The organism is Cobetia sp. Ld8, from assembly GCF_045066615.1.
In the GTDB taxonomy this organism is placed as follows: domain Bacteria; phylum Pseudomonadota; class Gammaproteobacteria; order Pseudomonadales; family Halomonadaceae; genus Cobetia; species Cobetia amphilecti.
On record NZ_JBISHF010000007.1, the window covers coordinates 414,777 to 433,849 of the forward strand.

The 19,073-nt window shown below is 55.9% G+C and carries 14 protein-coding genes; 11 read left to right on the top strand and 3 right to left on the bottom strand.

The window, feature by feature from the left end; all coding sequences use genetic code 11:
* Nucleotides 1-1,107: 1,107 nt before the first annotated feature.
* From ACJJV2_RS06685 to ACJJV2_RS06705, 5 genes are read left to right on the top strand one after another with little or no spacing between them, the layout of a single operon-like run.
* Complete coding sequence (locus tag ACJJV2_RS06685; protein ID WP_405279226.1) at nucleotides 1,108-2,007, top strand: NAD-dependent epimerase/dehydratase family protein; 900 nt, start codon at nucleotides 1,108-1,110, stop codon at nucleotides 2,005-2,007.
* Nucleotides 2,004-3,299 (top strand): glycosyltransferase, encoded by a 1,296-nt coding sequence (locus ACJJV2_RS06690; RefSeq protein ID WP_405279229.1) that lies wholly within the window; start codon nucleotides 2,004-2,006, stop codon nucleotides 3,297-3,299. The genes ACJJV2_RS06685 and ACJJV2_RS06690 overlap by 4 nt, the downstream gene beginning before the upstream one ends.
* Nucleotides 3,299-4,327 (top strand): radical SAM/SPASM domain-containing protein, encoded by a 1,029-nt coding sequence (locus ACJJV2_RS06695; protein ID WP_405279232.1) that lies wholly within the window; start codon nucleotides 3,299-3,301, stop codon nucleotides 4,325-4,327. The genes ACJJV2_RS06690 and ACJJV2_RS06695 overlap by 1 nt, the downstream gene beginning before the upstream one ends.
* Nucleotides 4,324-5,994 (top strand): methyltransferase, encoded by a 1,671-nt coding sequence (locus ACJJV2_RS06700; RefSeq protein WP_405279234.1) that lies wholly within the window; start codon nucleotides 4,324-4,326, stop codon nucleotides 5,992-5,994. The genes ACJJV2_RS06695 and ACJJV2_RS06700 overlap by 4 nt, the downstream gene beginning before the upstream one ends.
* Nucleotides 5,987-6,583: a histidine phosphatase family protein gene (locus tag ACJJV2_RS06705; protein ID WP_405279237.1), complete on the top strand. Its 597-nt coding sequence runs from the start codon at nucleotides 5,987-5,989 to the stop codon at nucleotides 6,581-6,583. The genes ACJJV2_RS06700 and ACJJV2_RS06705 overlap by 8 nt, the downstream gene beginning before the upstream one ends.
* A gap of 391 nt (nucleotides 6,584-6,974) precedes the next feature.
* Here the strand turns inward: ACJJV2_RS06705 and ACJJV2_RS06710 are convergent, their stop codons facing one another.
* From ACJJV2_RS06710 to ACJJV2_RS06720, 3 genes are all read right to left on the bottom strand, one after another.
* Nucleotides 6,975-8,498: a BCCT family transporter gene (locus ACJJV2_RS06710; RefSeq protein WP_405279240.1), complete on the bottom strand. Its 1,524-nt coding sequence runs from the start codon at nucleotides 8,496-8,498 to the stop codon at nucleotides 6,975-6,977.
* A gap of 370 nt (nucleotides 8,499-8,868) precedes the next feature.
* Nucleotides 8,869-10,566 carry a BCCT family transporter gene (locus ACJJV2_RS06715; RefSeq protein WP_405279243.1) on the bottom strand — a complete coding sequence of 566 codons (1,698 nt, stop codon included), beginning with the start codon at nucleotides 10,564-10,566 and terminating at the stop codon, nucleotides 8,869-8,871.
* A 583-nt stretch (nucleotides 10,567-11,149) separates the two neighbouring features.
* On the bottom strand, nucleotides 11,150-12,952 hold the full coding sequence (locus ACJJV2_RS06720; RefSeq protein WP_405279246.1) for a BCCT family transporter: 1,803 nt from the start codon (nucleotides 12,950-12,952) through the stop codon (nucleotides 11,150-11,152).
* Between the two features lie 539 nt (nucleotides 12,953-13,491).
* On the opposite strand from ACJJV2_RS06720, the gene ACJJV2_RS06725 reads away from it, so the two are divergent.
* From ACJJV2_RS06725 to ACJJV2_RS06750, 6 genes are all read left to right on the top strand, one after another.
* Entirely contained in the window at nucleotides 13,492-14,448 is a 957-nt protein-coding gene (locus tag ACJJV2_RS06725; protein WP_054557162.1) for a GlxA family transcriptional regulator, read from the top strand.
* 334 nt (nucleotides 14,449-14,782) lie between these two features.
* Entirely contained in the window at nucleotides 14,783-15,826 is a 1,044-nt protein-coding gene (locus ACJJV2_RS06730) for a YHYH protein (protein WP_405279250.1), read from the top strand.
* 149 nt (nucleotides 15,827-15,975) lie between these two features.
* On the top strand, nucleotides 15,976-16,326 hold the full coding sequence (locus ACJJV2_RS06735) for a hypothetical protein (RefSeq protein ID WP_405279253.1): 351 nt from the start codon (nucleotides 15,976-15,978) through the stop codon (nucleotides 16,324-16,326).
* 229 nt (nucleotides 16,327-16,555) lie between these two features.
* Complete coding sequence (locus ACJJV2_RS06740) at nucleotides 16,556-17,647, top strand: YHYH protein (RefSeq protein WP_405279256.1); 1,092 nt, start codon at nucleotides 16,556-16,558, stop codon at nucleotides 17,645-17,647.
* A 206-nt stretch (nucleotides 17,648-17,853) separates the two neighbouring features.
* Nucleotides 17,854-18,474, top strand: a complete 621-nt coding sequence (locus ACJJV2_RS06745; RefSeq protein WP_405279259.1) for a HupE/UreJ family protein — start codon at nucleotides 17,854-17,856, stop codon at nucleotides 18,472-18,474.
* A complete protein-coding gene (locus ACJJV2_RS06750; RefSeq protein WP_405279262.1) occupies nucleotides 18,471-19,022 on the top strand; it encodes a hypothetical protein in 552 nt (183 codons plus the stop codon). Before ACJJV2_RS06745 ends, ACJJV2_RS06750 begins: the two co-directional genes overlap by 4 nt.
* Nucleotides 19,023-19,073 lie beyond the last annotated feature (51 nt).

The window sequence follows — 19,073 nt, forward strand, 5'->3', positions numbered from 1 at the left end:
TACGTCATTGTGATTGTTGGGTGACGACTTGAGGCAGGCGCTGGGCAAGACGATCTTCCGCATGGCAATGCATTTGCTTCACCTTGCATCGGATGGCACTCGGCACATGCCTGAGCGCAATGGCGATGTCCGCATGGCCTTGTCAGCAATACAAACGCCAGCAAGGCTTGTGGATGTTTGATGTCTTGCCAGCATGAAGCGCTGAAAATCCAGCGTTCTGCCAGTCATTTCAGCCTATCAGTGTGTGCTGATGGACTGTCAATGCGGCGAAGGCGCAAGACGTGTCGTTCGAGGCGGGTAGCGAAAAAAGGTGTTCATCAGACGTGACACGGCCCTGCACCTCATTCGAGGGCAGGGCCGTTGTTTTGGATAGATCGCGTTGGACAGATTGCGTTGTCCTGCATCGCATCAGTACGCGCTGCGGCGTCTCTCACGCCATGGCGGTTCAGCGCTGGGTAAGTGGCGCCGGCGCCGGGATGGCGCGGGTGGCGCGATCACGGCGTACGCGGATCACGAAGGCGATCAGAGTCTTTATAAAGTACTTGGTACGTGATAATGATCAACGAAACGAAAGTGATGCTGTCCACCTCGGTATGAATAGATACTTGGCTCAGGGTAATGACGCTGAGGATTCGCGTAAGAGTATTGCGGTTATGCAGAAAGGTATCAAGAGAATGGAGAAAGCCCCCCCCGATTGAATAGCTGTTGCTTGAGTCCAAGAAAATCTCGGCCAGTATCCGATCCAATGTCGACCTCTTGCTACGTATCAGCAAGAATTTTTGGCTATCGAAAGGTTCGCTACAAAAGAATGGCCAAGCACCAAGCATCATTGTTCAGTCTGGCAGCTCATGCGAACTGGTGCCGAGAAACAGCACGAAGGGAAAATAAATAAAGGCAGCACATCTTGAATCTGACTTGATAGACAAATAATATGGCAGCTAGGTTGAGGGTGACATTCTCTGGCGTCCTAACCACATTGCTAGAGCAGAAAGATGCTCTTGGTACTCTCCCCCCCCTAACCAGGTCTTGAGTTGTTGATGAATTTCTTTTCTATATCGAGTGATGCGTATTTTTAGTACATTTTTACAGTGGCTTTAATTTGATTCTATGAAAAAAATTTTAATGACAGGCCATCTGGGCTTGGTTGGGCGGCACTTAAAGCCTTTGCTGGAACGCAAAGGGTATTTAGTTCAGGGATTTGATCTGGCTGATGGCAGCGGGGATATCTGTCGGCCAAGGGAGCTCGAGCAAGCTTTGATAGGCGTAACTGGTGTAATTCATCTAGCGGCAGTCTCTAGAGTTATCTGGGGCGAACGCGATCCTGAGCTGTGCTGGTATACTAATGCTGTATCAAGTGAACAATTGTTGAAAGCAGCCTATGAAAATTATAATAAACCATGGGTGCTGGTTGCTAGCAGTCGTGAAGTATATGGCGAAGCAAATGTGCTTCCTGTGCGTGAGTCATTATTACTTGACCCTGTAAATATATATGGCCAAGCAAAAGCATATATGGAGCGAAAAGCACTAGAGGCCAGAGAAGGGGGGCTCAATACAGCAGTGATTCGTTTAGCAAACGTATATGGCTGCACTGAAGATCATCCAGACAGAGTCTTACCAGCATTCTGTTATAATGCCGTTAGACAGTCAGATCTTCGTGTGGATGGCTGGGAGCATTTGTTTGATTTTACTCATGTGTCTGACACAGTTGAAGGCCTCTTATTAATTGTTGAGCAGCTGGAACATGGTGAAAAAAACCTTCCGCCAACACATTTTCTTCCCGGTATAGGCACCACGCTTGGTGAAGCCGCTGAAATGGCTGTCAGATTTTCTCACAGCAACTCCAGAATAATTGAAGCGCCATCTCGAACTTATGATGTAAGTCGCTTTATCGGTGACCCAGCTCAGGCCAAAGCGCTATTTGGATGGCAGGCACATGTCACACCTGAGCATGGGATTCAGCTTTTAGTTGAAGCATTTAAAAAACAGTTAAAGGACGTTTCTGCATGAAAATTGTGAAAGTTATTCATGGGTATCCGATGCTATACAATGCCGGGTCCGAAGTATATTCACAAACCATTTGTCAAGCCTTGGCAGAGCGTGGCCACGAAGTGCATGTGTTCACTAGGGAGGAAGACTCATTCCAACCTGATGGTGCCTTACGGGTCAGTCATGATCCCGACATGCCGGCAGTTACCTTGCATCTCGTTAATAATCCGAGAATGCGGGATCGTTATCGATTGGATATTATTGATCGCCGATTTTCTGATCTACTTGATGAAGTTCAACCAGATGTTGTGCATATTGGTCACTTGAATCATCTTTCAACTTCTCTGGTGTACGAGGCAAAAAAACGGAAGGTTCCGATCGTTTATACATTGCACGATTATTGGTTGATGTGTCCAAGAGGCCAGTTTATGCAAATGCACTCTGCGGATGATAATCTATGGGCTGCTTGCGATGGCCAAGAAGACAAGAAGTGTGCAAAGCAATGTTATGCCCGCTACTTTTCCGGTAGTGCACAAGAAGAAGCTGATGATGTAATTTATTGGGAAGGTTGGGTAAGCCGACGAATGGCACATGTTCGAGACATCGTCAACCATATTGATTTGTTTATCTCTCCTGCTAACTATCTCAAACAGCGATATGAGTTAGAGTTTGATCTTCCGCAAGAGAAGAGTATATATTTGGATTATGGTTTTGATAGGTCTAGAATGCAAGGTAGAGTTCGCCAGAATAATGAAGTGTTTACATTTGGATATATCGGAACCCATATGCCGGCTAAAGGTATTCATCAGTTAATCAATGCCTTTGGTATGCTCAGAGGAGAAGCGAAGCTTAGGATATGGGGACGTAATCGTGGACAGGATTCTAGATCCTTACATGAAATAGCATCGTTATTACCCGATAACAAAGCAAACTCTATAGAATGGATGACGGAATACAAAAACCAGTCTATTGCCAAGGATGTGTTCAGCTACACCGATGCGATTGTTGTACCGTCAGTCTGGGTCGAGAACTCGCCTTTAGTCATCCATGAAGCCCAACAAGCCAAGGTACCTGTAATCACAGCTTGTGTCGGTGGCATGGGCGAATACGTCCATCATGAAGTCAATGGTCTAAACTATCAACATCGGGATACAGTTGATCTCGCAAAACAAATGCAGCGTTTACTCGATGAGCCAGGGTTAGCAAAACAATTGGGTCAGCATGGTTATCCTTTTAGCGATGATGGCCAAATCCCCGACATTCAACAACATATACTGGATCTGGAAGCTTGTTACGCGAGGGTCATGGGCTGATGACACACAAATTTTGGCGAATTACACTAGATACTAACCCTGACTTTTGTAACCTTAAATGTGTAATGTGCGAGGATCACTCTCCTTATGCTGCTAGTCTGACGGAAAGAAAAAAAAATGGATTATTGCGTCCCACCATGGACACTACATTACTTGAAAAAGTTGTGCGCGAGGCGGCTCAGTTGGGAGTCAGAGAAGTCATCCCCTCTACTATGGGTGAGCCACTACTCTACCCTCATTTTGATGTTTTTCTCGCTCTGTGCTCCGAGCTTGGGCTTACCCTCAACCTCACCACCAATGGCACGTTCCCAGCCCCCAAATCACACCAGAACGTTGAGTATTGGGCTCGAAAAATTGTTCCGATTACCAGTGACGTAAAGATTTCCTGGAATGGCGTAACCGAAAGGACCCAATCAACAATTATGGGGGGAACTTCTCTTGAGCAACATATAGATAATGCTAAGCGCTTTATTGAGATACGTGATGAATTACAATCAAAGAATTACTGCTCAATGACAATGCAGTTGACATTTATGCGCAGCAATCTTGAAGAAATTCCCGATTTACTGGACCTAGCATTATCACTAGGGTTTGATCGATTGAAGGGTCATCAACTCTGGACTCATTTTGATGAAATTCGAAATGAAAGCCTTCGGAATGATCTGGTTTATGCTGCTCGCTGGAATCAAATCGTCCAACATTGCCATGAACGTGTCGCTACTCATAACCAAACAGCTAAGCGTCCGTTCCGACTAGAAAATTTCTTTGCACTTGATCTTGCCATATTAGAGGATATCTCGCCCGACGGCGAGTGCCCCTTTTTAGGTAAAGAGCTCTGGGTGGATCCCACGGGGAGGCTCAATGTATGTTGTGCACCAGACCAGCAGCGTAAGACCTTGGGGGATTTCGGTAACCTCAATACAGCTAAATTATCGGAATTGGTGGAAGGCGAGAGCTATCAAGAATTGATGAATACCTACCAGTCACATGCACTCTGTCAGTCTTGCAATATGAGGCGGCCAAAATGAAAGTTGAAGAAAAACCAACCATCTCTGCATGTGGAAAGTTTCATGTGGGGGGAGACCTAAAGCCTTTATACGAAGCACAGTTTGATGAAGTACTTGCCTTTCATGAAGTAAATGGATGCTGGATTGCATCAGCACAGAAAGGCTCTGATGCTTTTCATATAAATATAGATGGAAAGCCTATCTATACCCAGCGCTTTAAAAGGTGTTTTGGCTTTTATCATGGGCTGTCTGCAGTAATTGACGAAGATGGTTGGTACCATATAGATCAAGCGGGAAATGCTCTCTATCCAGAGCGATATGGCTTTGCTGGTAACTATCAAGAAAACGCTGTCGTGGTAATGAATGCAGATGGCCAGTATTTTCATCTCAACGCTTATGGGGCGCCTCTATACAATAATCGATGGCAGTATTGTGGAGATTTCCGCGATGGTATTGCCGTAGTACAGGCGATGAATGGCTTAAGTACGCATATTCGTTATGATAGTACACTCCTACATCAGCAGTGGTTTCTAGATTTGGATGTATTCCATAAGCGGTATGCGAGAGCAAAAACCAGTAGGGGTTGGTGCCATATTGATAAATATGGCGTCCCAATTTATTCGCAAAGATATTTATCTGTTGAGCCCTTTTATAATGGATTTTCTCGCTGTGAAACAAATGATGGCGCTTTGCTTGTGATTGATGAACGAGGTTATACTGTTCGGCTGCTACGCAGTCAAACAACCGATAAGTTTGTAGAGTTATCTGCTGATATGGTCGGGTACTGGAAGACTTATGTTATCTATTCGGCAGTCAAGCTTGGAGTATTTGACAATCTACCCGCTGCCGGTGAACAACTTTCCATACGTTGTGCATGTGATCCACAAAAGCTTGAGCGTTTGATGAAAGGTCTTGTTGAACTGGACCTTGTTGAACTGACAGCTGGTTGTTATACAGTTTCAGAAAAGGGCTCTTATCTTTGCTCATCTAATAGTACAACGTTAGCCGATGCTGCCATTGAATATGGGGAAGATCTTTTACAGTGTTGGCAAAATTTGCCTGGAAAAATTCAGGATGAAAAATTTGAATCAAAGATTTTCTCTGAAGTAGCCTCTGATCCTAACAGAGTTATCTCACACCATCGAATGCTCGGTAGCTATGCTCTGCATGATTACTCAGCAATAATACCGTTCTTGCCAATCAATAAAGAGCAAAGAATTCTGGATGCTGCTGGAGGAACAGGCACATTAGCCACATTATTGCAGGCTCACTTCCCTGTTTCATCTATTTGCCTTGGTGATATGGCATCTGTTGTGGCGGAATCCACTTTTCCTGTCAAATTGGAAATGGATCTTTTTAGCACATGGCCAAGAGCATTTGATATTGTCGTACTAGCTCGAGTTATACATGATTGGGAAGACGCAGATGCAGTGAAGATTCTACAGAATGCAAAGCAAGCTCTGACATCTTCTGGAGTAGTTTATTTGCTGGAAATGGTGCTTGAAGAAAATTCAACCCAAGGAGCTTTATGTGACTTGCACCTTTTAGCTGCAACAGGTGGGAAAGAAAGAACGGTAACTGAATTTGATGCTATTGCTATTCAATCAGGACTAAAAGTATGTCAAGTTATCCTGGGGCCATCCTTGGTTTCCTTGATTATATTGAGGCAGTGGCATAATAATGAATAAATTGATTCTAGTGCGTCATGCGGAAAGACCCGATATTCCTGATGATACTGTTGGGAATGATATACTACTGACAGATAAAGGGGAAAATGATGCTCAGTACTTCGCGCAGAAAATTTCCTATCCTGTTGTTTCTATACAATCTAGTCCTGTTGAGAGATGTAGACAAACAGCAAATGTCATTGGCGATGTTGTTGGTATTAAGTATGAAGATATTATTTTAAGTCGGGATCTTGGTGAACCTGGTTTTATAATTGATGATGGTGCTGTAGCATGGACTCACTGGAAAGAAAAAGGGCACGCGAAAGTAAACGAATATCTCCTATCAGGCTTTGAGAAATGGGACGGATTTTCAGATCTAGATCTTGCTGTCAAGATGTTCGATAATAAGATTCGTAAACAACTGTTAGCTTCGAGAGGAGGTGTGCATATATGGATTACACACGATACCATTCTAGCAACATATGTTTCTAGAATAATGCCCAGCAGGTTGCAAATAAGTCAATGGCCGAAGTATTTAGATTACATTTCTGTTGAAGTTATAGGCAATGATTTTATTTATACCTATTTCTATAATGAAGCTATTAATTAGTACAAGGGGGTGTCAGTATCATGTACAACTCTACTTCTATAACAATGCTTATAACTTATAGTCTAGAGTCTTAAGTGGTTTCCGGCCTGTCATGTTCTATATCGTAATTTTCAATTGAATATATACGATAGGTTTGAGTAGGTTATTAGTTCTACCTGCTAACATATCTCCATATTAAGGCCGATACTGATTGGCTGTTTACGGGTGCTCAGCACATGAATACACGGCTTCAGCACAGCTTTCGAATGAGATGGCGCACAATTCTGCGCCACCCCCTAGCTTGATACACCATAAGGCAACGGCCCTGCACCTCGTTCGAGGGCAGGGCCGTTGTGTTGGACAGACTGCATCGCGTCGGCAAGCGCTGCGACGCCTCTCACGCCATGGCGGTTCAGCGCTGGGTAAGTGGCGCCGGTGCCGGGATGGCGCGGGTGGCGCGATCACGGCGTACGCGGGTCACGAAGGCGATCACCAGCGCGAAGATGCCGAAGGCGACCGGGATCGCGGCGACCGAGATCAGGCTCAGCAGGGTCTTGTAGACATCACCGCCCAGCCAGCTGACCACGACGGCCAGTGCCGCCATGGAGACGATCCAGAAGGCACGTGAGCGTTTGACGGTCAGCATCTCGCACACCAGGCCCGCGGAGTCGGCGCTGGTGATGAAGAACAGCAGGATGTTGAGCGTCAGGATCAGGGACAGCAGGCCGCTGCTGTCGATGGTGTCGATCAGCTTGAACACATCATCGACGCCCAGGCTCAGGCTGCCGAGCCCGAAGACCACGAACCACAGGCACGAGAACAGGGTCGGAACCAGCATCACGCCCAGCACCATGCCACGCAGGGTGCGGCCCTTGGAAATGCGGGCGATGAAGACGCCGGTGAAGATGAACCAGCCATACCAGGCCGCCTCGAAGGCATACAGCCAGTCTGCCAGCCATGTCTTGCGTTCCGGATCGCCCAGGCCGATATCGGTGGCCATCGCGGGGTACTTGAGCAGGTATTCCGGCACCAGGCGCACGAAGGTAGAGAGGATATCGCCGGGCACGGTCAGCACCAGCACGCCGAGCATCAGGATGATCGCGAACAGGGTGTTGTAGTTGCTCAGCCACTTGATGCCGCGCTTGAGGCCCGAGGCGGAGGAGATGATGGCGCACACGGCCAGCACGCAGATGATCAGGCTCGGGCTGAACTCGATGCCGACCAGCTTGACCAGCCCCTGCTGGATCGGGGTGGTCGCGTAGGTGAAGGACAGCGACAGACCGATGACGGTGGAGACGACGAGGCTGATCAGGTTCAGCTTGCTCCACAGGCCGTTGCCCAGCAGTTCTTCGGCGGGCTTGGCCATCTTCATGTTGTACATGGCGTGGGCGAAGAGCGCGCCGATGGCCAGATAACCGGCCCAGGCCAGCAGACCCCAGTGATTGAAGGCGTTGAGCAGCGCCATGTCGGTGCTCAGGCCGGCATCGGTGTGATATTTGGGTTCCAGTACGCCCCAGGTGAGCAGGCCGATGCCCATGCCGGTGGCAAACAGCATGCCCATCCAGCTCAGGGTATGGAATTCAGGGTCGCCTTCGCCGAAGCGCAGCTTGCCCAGCGGCGTAAAGCAGACCGCAACCAGAATCAGCGAGACGGCAAAGGCCGGCCAGGTGAACAGGAAGCCGAAGTTGCCGATTACCGAGCCCTTGATCAGGTCGAGACTGGCCAGAAATCCTTCGGGAAACAGGGCGGCGGCACCGATCAGCAGCGCGATCACGCAGACGGTCGCGATCGAGGTCAGGTATTGCTCCTTGCCACAGGTCGAGTTTCCCAGTCCGCAGATGTCGTCAGCGGAGTGCGCGTTCTGTTGTTCATGATTTGACTGTCCAGAGACGGACTGTTCAGAAGCAGGCTGTGCAGAGGGCGAGTGGTGGGGCATTGTGCGAGTCCTGATGTTGTTATTGTCGTGGCAGGCAACGTGATGCGGGGATGAGATGACGCGTTGAAGAGGCCGATGCTGAGCTCCTGTGAATGGCAAGGACCTCATAAGACTATCCGTACTGGGTAAGCAGTTTTGGATATGCACGACAACTAATTGGCTTGTTGCGACATGACGGCCCGCTTCAGGGCAATATCGGCAGGCATGAGCTTGATGTGTTGCCCAACGCGACTCGCCGAGCCGCCCCTGTGACGGGATGGCTCGGCGAGTGGGGGTTGGCAGGACCGGTCTGGCAGAGCATGTCTTGCCAGTGAGGCTTTATGTGGGGACTGACACAAGTTCAGGCTCACTCTCAGTCTCAGTCTCAAGCTCAGGCCTGGCTTCTGTCCGGCTTCGGCTTGCCGAGCTTCATGAGGACGATGCCGGATTCCTGACATAGCGCTACCAAGAGGCCCAGCGTCATCGCCACGATCACGAAGCTCATCGGTAGGGCGGCGGCCATCAGGATGGTCTGCAGCGCCTTGAGCCCGCCCGCCATCAGCAGCGTACCGGCCACCAGCCCGATGCAGATGCCCCAGAAGATGCGGTGGCGCGCCAGCGGTTCTTCATCGCCCAGCGACAAGATGGTCGTGACCACCAGGGTGCTGGAATCCGAGCTGGTGACGAACCAGCTGATCAACAGGAAGATCAGTAGAGACGACAGGATGACGCTCAGCACGCTGTTGCCCGCCAGGGCATCGGCGGTGGCGAACAGCGCTTCGGGCAGGTTCCAGTTGCGCACCAGCGTCATCAACTCGCCGCTGCCGGCACCCATGCTGGCCGTCAGCTCCTGATACAGGCCGGTGCCGCCGAACAGCGCCTGCCAGATGAAGATGATCAGCGGCGGCGCGATCAGCACGCCCAGAATGAATTCACGCAGGGTGCGGCCCTTGGAGATGCGGGCAATGAACAGCCCGATGAACGGCGCCCACGCCAGCCACCAGGCCCAGTAGAAGATGGTCCAGCCGACCTGCCAGCTGTTTTCTCCCGCGGTCTCAGCGACCCACAGCCCCATCGGCACCACATCGCGCAGATAGGCCAGCAGCGTTTCGCCGAACAGCGAGATCAGCCACAGCGTCGGGCCGCCGATCAGGAAGCTGCCGACCACGAGGACCGACACGCCGATGTTCAGCTCGGAGATGAAGCGAATCCCGCGCTTGATGCCGGAAACCGCCGAGGCGATGGAGATCGCACTGATCGCGACAATCAGCGCCAGCTGGGTGCCGATGCCGGCATCCAGGCCGGTGAGGCGATTGAGGCCCACCGCGATCTGGCTGACGCCCAGCCCCAGCGAGGTGGCGATACCGAATACGCAGCCCAGCACGCCCATGATGTCGACGGCATGGCCGATCGGGCCGTAGATGCGATCACCGATCAGCGGATAGAGCGCGGAACGCAGCGCCAGCGGCAGTTTCTTGCGATAGGCGAAGTAGGCCAGCGTCATGCCGACCATGCCGTAGATCGCCCAACCATGCAGCCCCCAGTGGAAGAAGGCCACCTTGAGCGCCTCGACGGCGCGGGCGTGATCCATGGCGGTCGCGCCGGCCAGATCCGCGTGCGGGTTGTTGGGGTAGCCGAAGCCACCGGAGTTGTCGAAATAGAACATCGGCTCCGCGACACCGAAGAACAGCACGCCGATGCCGACACCTGCCGAGAGCAACATCGAGATCCAGGTCAAGCGCGAGAATTCCGGGGCGCTGTCCTTGGGACCGAGGCGCAGGCTGCCCCACGGCGAACACACCAGGACCAGCGACAAGGCGATCATCGCGACCACCAGCACCAGGTAGTAGGTGCCGAAGGTATGTTCGATCCAGCTGCGCGCGGCACCGAAGATGGTGGCCGCCCCATCGGGTGAGAGACCGGCCCCGACGACGAACGCCAGCAACAGGCCGGCCGAGGTCAGGGTCATGCCCTTGTGCATGCCCTTGAGCGGGCCGCTGGTTTCCACCTGGATATGTGCCGTGAGGGCATTGTTCTGCGAAGGGTGTGGTGCGGGATCACCGAGTGGATCATGGTCTGTCGCTGCCATGAGAAGACTCCTGAATTGTTGTAGTTGTTGTGTGAGCTGTCGTTCTAATTGCTGCTTGATCTGTCGTGCGTGCTGCGGCCTGAGTGCCTTGAGGCCTTGAGAGCGGAAGCGATACGAGCAGGCCGGTGGCTAAAGTGGGGGATGGTGTTCTCGATCAGGCCAATGCCGAGGGTGGCCAATCTCGAGAGCGCAGAGAGCGTCATGCGTGCCTGGCTGGGCACTTTTGCTGTCATTCTCCTGTCAGCAACGCAACCGACTGTCAGGCCGTGGGTTGCGCCTTTCCAGACTAGTCAGGCGCGGTGTGGGGACGTTGGAGGCAAGCGACGCCTGCTTGCCACAACACGACGTGAAGAGCATGCAAAAGACGCCAGAAATGACAATGCCCGCTCAGGTGTTGGCCTGAGCGGGCATTGATGACGCGTGGGTGACACGATTGTGACGCTATGGTCACGCCATTCTGATGCTGTGATCACACATACAGGCCATTGAGCCTGTGATTTCGGTGCAAGTGCTGAGAGCGTCACGCCGTCCTCTCTACGCTTGCGTCATGGAGCCTTGCATTACGAAATCACTGGCAGATGGCCTAGCCCGCGTTGGTCTGGCTGACCGTTCGCGGCGTGGCTTGCGGGCCGCTCTTCGGCTGACGACGCGACGTGATCATGCTGCGTGATTCATCGACCAGTGCGACCAGCAGGCCAAGCGTCATGGCGAGGATCACGAAGCTGACCGGCAGGGCGGCAGCCATCAGGACCGTCTGCAGCGCCTTGAGCCCGCCTGCCATCAGCAGTACCGCCGCGACGGAGCCGATGCAGACACCCCAGAAGATGCGGTGACGCGGCAGCGGGTCTTCATCGCCCATCGACAGGATGGTGGTGATGACCAGGGTGCTGGAGTCGGAGCTGGTCACGAACCAGCTGATCAGCAGGAAGATCAGCAGTGACGTCAGCACGGTGCTGAGAATGTCATTGCTCACCAGCGCATCGGCGGTGGCGAACAGCGCCTCTGGCAGATTCCAGTCGCGAATCATGCCCATCAGCTGGCCGGTGCCCGGGCCCATGGCCGCGTTCAGCTCCTGATGCAGTGCGGTGCCGCCGAACAGGGTCTGCCAGATGAAGATGATCAGCGGCGGGGCAATCAGCACGCCAAGGATGAACTCACGCAGGGTGCGGCCCTTGGAGATACGTGCGATGAACAGACCGATGAACGGCGCCCATGCCAGCCACCAGGCCCAGTAGAAGATGGTCCAGGCATCCTGCCAGTCGCGCTCGACCGGCGTGCTCGCGACCCACAGCCCCATGGGGATGACGTCACGCACGTAGGAGACGACCGTCTCGCCGAACATGCTGATCAGCCACAGGGTCGGGCCACCGATCAGGAAGCTGCCGACCACGATGACGGACACGCCGACATTCAGCTCGGAAATGATGCGGATGCCGCGCTGGACGCCGGAGACCGCCGAGGCGATGGAGATGACACTGATGATCGCGATCAGCACGACCTGGGTGCCGATACCCGAGTCGATACCAGTCAGGCGGTTGAGGCCGACGGCGATCTGACTGACGCCCAGCCCCAGCGAGGTGGCGATACCGAACACGCAGCCCAGCACGCCCATGATGTCGACGGCATGGCCGATGGGGCCGTAGATGCGGTCACCGATCAGCGGATAGAGCGCGGAGCGCAGTGCCAGCGGCAGATTGCGGCGATAGGCGAAGTAGGCCAGCGTCATGCCGACGATGACATAGACCGCCCAGCCGTGCAGGCCCCAGTGGAAGAAGGCTTGCTTGAGGGCGTCGACGGCGCGGGCGTGATCCATCGCCATATGGCCGGCGAGGTCTGCGTGCGGGTTGTTGGGATAGCCGAAGCCGCCGGAGTTGTCGAAGTAGAACATCGGTTCGGCGACGCCGAAGAACAGGATACCGATCCCGACGCCTGCCGAGAGCAGCATCGATATCCAGGTGAAGCGCGAGAATTCAGGGCGGCTATCCGGCGCGCCCAGGCGCAGCTTGCCCCAGGGGGAGAAGACGAGGGCAATGCACAGGCCGATCAGGCCGACGATGGTCACCAGGTAATAGGTGCCAAAGGTGGATTCGATCCAGGCGCGTGCGGCGCCGAACAGGCTGGAGGACAGCTCGGGAGCCAGGCCGGTGGCGAGAACGAAAAGCAGCAGCAGGCCGGCGGAGGTCAGGGTCATGCCCTTGTGCATGCCCTTGAGCGGGCCGGAGGTCTCGACGCGCAGGCTCAGGTCCGGCGAATGGTAGCGCTGAGAACCGACGACTGCCGCGGCGCTGCCGTCAGAGGTGGTGTTGTTGGAGGTGGTGTTGTTGGAGGTGGCGTTTTTGGTACTGGCATTGTCAGGTGAGGCGGGATCAGGCTGAGGTGGGGTCACGCAATATCTCCTGTTCGAGCTGGTCGTAGGGCCAGCGTTCCCTGTCGCGGTCACGGCGGAATGACCGTTCATCTGTCGCGAAAAATTGTTGTCGATAAGGCAACGAGATGAAGACGTGAATGCTTGTCGAGAGGCGCGGGGTGACGCTAACTCCCTCAAAGCATTACAATATATTATGAATGGAATTGATTTTGATGGCTACAGCTTCTGGAAAATTGGCTGTGTCGCAAAAGCGTGTTCGCCAGCGGGCCCATTCGGTCACGCAGACTCATTGGCAAGGGCTATCGCGCAGGGGAGTCGTGGCTGTCTGAGAAATAGAAATCATGCAATGATATTCTTGACGTGATACGACCATTGCTTGTCTGAATGCGACAATGCTGGCCATCTTTGGGATGCTTTCGGGATAACATTTCGGCGGTGCAGGGGCGTTAGCAGAGCCTGCACCTCAGGCGCTTGCCCTCACGACGTCATTGACGCTGCTTGCGCTCAGCCGCCGGGCAGGACGGATTCACCTTCTCACTCTCTGGAGCCACTGCACGATGCGACTCGATTACATCGGCCCGCTACCGGAAACCATCGGGTTTCTCTTGCTGCCACGCTTCTCGATGATGGCGTTCTTCGCGGCCGTGGAGCCTCTACGCATCGCCAATCGCATCAGTGGCAAGCCGCTGTTTCGCTGGTTGCTCATCAGTGAGGATGGCCAGCCGGTCACGTCTTCCAGTGGAATGACGCTGGTCGCCGATCACAGCATTCTCGATATTCGCTCCTTGCCTTCGCTGGCGGTATGCAGCGGTTTCGAGCCCGAGGCGCACCTCAATCGCGCCTTGACGGGCTGGCTGCATCGTCTCGATGGCGGAGGCTGTGTGCTGGGTGGCCTGGATACCGGCTGTTTCCTGTTGGCGGCGGCAGGACTGCTGGATGGTGAGCGCGTCACGCTGCACTGGGAAAGCCTGCCGGCGTTTCGTGAGCGCTTCCCGACCATCAGTACCTCGGATGAGCTGTTCGAGCTGGGCGCGCGGCGCTTTTCCTGTGCCGGTGGGGCAGCCGCGATGGACATGGCGCTGGATGTGATTGCCCGCCGGCACGGCACGGCGCTGGCGGTGGATGTCTCGGAGCAGCTGGTACACGACCGCATGCGCACGCGGACGGACCAGCAGCGCATGACGTTGGCGCGCCGCCTGGGCACCCACAAGCGCCAGCTGGTCGATGCGGTCGCCCTGATGGAGCAGAACCTGGACACCCCCTTGTCGCTGGAGGAGCTGGCGAAGCGCTGTCGCGTCTCGCTGCGCCAGCTGCAGCGCCTGTTCGAGCAGGAGCTGTCGACCTCGCCGCGGGCCTGGTACCTGCGGCTGCGCCTGGAGCGGGCGCGGCATCTGCTCAAGGAAACCGACCTCGATATTCTCTCGGTCGGGCTGTCGAGCGGCTTTACCTCCAGCTCCAGCTTCTCGCGTGCCTACCGCAACCACTTCGGGCATTCCCCGCGCCAGACGCGCTGAGGCCTGGCCATGGGCGCTGCTTTCAACACAAGGGCGCTGCTTTCAACAATTGCTGCAAGTTCGTGCGCCACCTTGCGTGCGTTCGGCTCTCACCACTGGCTTTTGCCGGTGGTCCTCATGCGGCTGTCATAACCGCGTGTCAAAAACGTGATCTGATGGAAAAGGCTGCCAGAACGCGGGTATCCACGCCTTGAGATGCCATGCTGTCGGGCAGGGTGCGTCTTGTGCTGGAGGAAGTACGAGGTTCCAGCCGGCGTTTGCCGCGGGTGAGTGACAGATGCGTGTGGCCTGCAGAGGCATGAGAGCGACTTTCGCAATGACAAGGGGGTGGGGAATGAAGCATCTGACAAGCAAGCTGCTACTGGGGAGCGCCATCGCCTTGATGGCCTCCACGACCGCCGTGGCCCACGGCACCGACATGAGCGAGCGCCTGGCAACTATCAAGTCGATGTTCGATGCCGACAGCGTCGTGGCAGGCCCCGAGGTGGTGGATTGCACGCTTTCCGGCGGCACCGAGACCCAATGCTTCAGCATCACGCTCAAGAACTCGCTGGCCGCCGACGAGATGGGCCCCTGGTGCCCGGGCAATATCTCGGACACTGCTGATGAGGGCGGTATCTGGGTGCGTGACGGCACGCAATACGACGTGGATGGTGCCTTCATCGAGAATCTGGCCACCTTCTATGATGACCCCGAGTGGCAGCTGTTCGATGAGGACACCGGCAAGGTTCACGTCACCGATACCAGGACCGCGTGTGATCAGGCGGCGCGGCCGGATGTGGCCGAGGAGTACAACAACTACTGCGTGGAATGCCGCGCGGAATACATGGAAGAGGTCGTCGAGACCACCTATGTGCTGCCCTTGGTGCCTGTCGCCCGTCAGGGTGAGGCGGCAGGGCGCACGCCAGGCCCGCGGGGCATCGCCTTCAATGGCGTCAGATTCGACGCCGCAGCGCCGCAGGATGCGATTCTCGCTGCCCATACTCTGGCCCCGTTCGACGATTGCGGGGGGCATGTGAATCTGCACGTGGGTTATCACTACCACGGTGCCAATGGCTGTAGCCCCAAGCAGGAGACGTCTGAAGCGGATGCCCCTATGATCGGCTTCGCGATGGACGGTTACCCGATTCTGGCCAAGCTGACCGGAGATGACGCCGAAAAGGCCGAGCTGGATGCCTGCAGCGGTCACGTCGCTCAAGGGATCGGCTATCACTATCACGGCAACAGTGCCGAGAAGAACGAGATTCTGGGCTGCTTCAAGGGCGAGATCGGCTGTGCGCTCGACTCGCCGGATGCGGTCTGCAAGGCAGATGAACGCCCGGCAGGTGGGCCGCCCGAGGGCGGGCCTGAAGGGCAAAAGCCTCACGACGAGGCCTGATGCCGAAGGCTTCTCTCGTGTGCAGGGGGGAGCCCTTGCGAGTGCTGGGGTTGCCCCGGGTTGTCGGCGTGGTTGCGGCTTTCTGACATATTGCCTGCACACTCTGGCGGCACCCTGCGTTCATCCGCACGAATACACAAGGAACGAGCATGATGAAGCTTTCTGGTCTCTCTGGCGTGAGTCAGGCCATCGCCCGCAGTGGCGCAATGTTTGCCATCACCGGCGCCCTGCTGGCAGTCAGTGCCGTGAGTGCGGCGCAGCAACCGCCGCGCGGCAAGCCGCCTCAGGAAGCATTGGAGGCATGTATCGCCAAGCAGGTGGGAGACCAGTGTCAGATTCAGGTGCAAGGTCAGCAGGATCTGATCCCCGGTCAGTGCATCGCACCACCCGAGGGCGGCCCTGGCTCGGGTGCATCAGGTGACGCGCCGGCCGATGGCGGTGAAGGTCTTGCCTGCCTGCCCGAGGGTGCCAAGCCGCCGGGTGGCCCAGCGGAACGCTGAGGCTGAAGGCGCCTGCGCCGCATGCACCGTGAATGCTTCGCCCGCCACTCTGATGATGTTGCATGGAATCAGAAGGCGGGCGTTGTTGTCTGTGGGCTGCCGGTTGTCAGTGCTGGCTTTTGGACTGAAGCGCTGCTCTTTTGCATGCGTACTGGTTGATTCACCATCTCTGTCGCGGTGACACCTTGCGCTTACCGCGACGTCCAAGCGTCCTGTCAGGAGTCATTGAATGACCATCACACCTCCTCATCGTGCAGCTGCCGTGCGGCACAAGGCACGCTTGCCCGCTGCTGTGCTGTCAGCCTCGGTCGCGATGCTGATGGCCGCCGCGGCTCACGCTGAAGTCGTGCCGAGCCAATTCTCCTCGGCCGCGCTGGAGAAAGCCCCTGAAACGGTGAGCTGTACGCTGGAAAATGGCACGCAGACCCAGTGCACCCGTCTGGTGGTCAAGTACAAGCCGGATGGCCTGAAAACCGGCCCGTTCTGTCCGCCATCTCTGGATGATGAGGGCGGTATCTGGGACTGGGATGGCGAGAACTCGGGCCTGTATCGTCTGGATCGTGCCTTCTTCGAGATGCTCGATACGCTCGGCTTCCATTTTCATGATGACGACGAATCGCTCCACATCATGACGGACCTGAGCAAGAGGCCGGTCGAGGCCAACAACTGCCTCAACGTGGCCGAGGATGAGAGCGTCGAGATGACCGTGCTGCTGCCCCTCGAGCCGGTCGAGGCTGACGAGCCCACGCCGCTGGGCACCGTCGCCAAGATCGGTCTCGCCCTGGATGGCGTGCCGATCTTCGCTGACGCCCCGTCAGTGCTGGATACCGGCAACCTGCCGGCACTGGATACCTGCGGCGGGCATGTCGATCCCGGTGGCTGGTATCACTGGCATGCCACGGCGACCGATATCGACACCCTCTATGATGAGCACGGTGTCGATGCCCACTGTCAGTTGCCACAGAGCCATACCGCCCAGTTCGCCTATGCCTTCGATGGCTATCCGATGTTCGGCACCCAGGATTCCGGCGGCAGCGTCCCGACGGACCTCGACAGCTGCAATGGTCATTTCGGCCCGACAGAGCGCCACCCCGAGGGCGAGTACCATTATCACGCCACCGACGAGTTCCCGAATCTACCCAAGTGCCTCAAGGGCGTGGTCGCCAAAGACAACTTCGTGACCACGGCCAGCATGGGTATCGGCTCGCCGCGCATACCGGGCCAGGGCCCCGGCCCGGGTGGGCCGGAGAAGGACACGTCTGATCGCCCGGAGTCTGATCAGCCGTCAGAGGCCCCGTCTCAGGCATCCAGCGAGCAGTAGGGCCGGATGTCCATCAGGCTGCCGAGTGGAAGCTTGGCGCGGCAGCTTGGAGGGCAGCCTGGCCCGCCACCTTGCCGACAGTCGCGCGGACTGCCTGAGCACAAGCGCTGCATGAAATAGCGTGCAGTATGAAGAAGCCCTGCGGCCATGCGAGAGACCTGCATTGCCGCGGGGCTTCATGCTTTTCACCGAAGGATTGTTACCTCATGACGTTCACCCGCTTTTCGGCGCCGCGACTCACGCGGGCAGCCATCTCTCGCCTGGGCCTGTTGCTGGTCATGTTCTCCGGGGCTGCGCATGCCCATGTCGATACTGATTCGGTCGGCGGCTTTGCCGCGGGCTTCCTGCATCCCCTGACCGGGATTGATCACTTCACGGCCATGGTGGCGGTGGGCCTGTGGGGCGTGATTCTGGGGCGGCCCGCCACCTGGCTGCTGCCGGTCGTCTTCCCGATGATCATGGCGCTGGGCAGTGTGGTCGGCATCGTGGGCCTGGCGCTGCCGGGCATCGAGATCGGTATCGCGCTTTCCGCACTGGTGCTCGGCGCCTTCATCGTGTGGCGGGTCGCGTTGCCGCTGTGGCTCGCCTGTCTGGTCGTCTCGGTGTTCGCGATCTGTCATGGCTACGCCCACGGGGCGGAATTGCCCCTGGCCTCTGATCCTTTCGCCTTCGCGATGGGCTTCATGTTGGCCACCGGCAGTCTGCATGCCGCCGGTATCGGCGTGGGCGTAGTGGCAGAGCGCTTTCGTCAGGGCGTATTGCTGCGGGTGTTGGGCGCAGTGACGGCGCTGTTGGGTGTCTACTTCCTGATGGAGGCCCTGGCATGATGATGTGGGATCAATGGCTGTTGGGTGTTCGCGCCGCCACCGGAAGTCCGGTGATTCTTTATCTGCTGCTGACGGCCAGTCTGGTGGGCGTTGCCTGTCAGAGCCGCTTCACGACTGGCGAGTGGCTGCGCGGTGTCCTGCGTCTGATCAATGCCATGGTGCTGGGAATCGTGGTGGCGCTGTACGCGCCGGATTCGCTGGTGATGGCAGTGGTGGGCTTTGCGATCGTCACGGCCTTGCTGGTGTCGATTCACCTACCGCTGCGCACGCTGTGGGGCAGGGCGCTGATGGCGCGTGTCCCCGCAGCGTTGTCGGGGCTGGTGATCGCCCTGCTGTTCGTCGGTCATGACGTGGCCACTACCCCAGTGGCAATACTGCTGGGCGTTATGACGGCCATACTTCTCATCGTTGTCGCCGGCTGGGGGATTCTTGCCTTGGCCGGGCGTTTGCTCCCCGAGACGGCTTTCGTCATCGCCCAGCGTGTACTGGGCGCCTGGCTGGTCGCCATCGGCGTGATGACCCTGACCTTCATCGTGATGCAGTGGTGAGGCTGGTAAAGATCTATCTATGGACCTTAATCAGTTAATATAGTCAGCTAG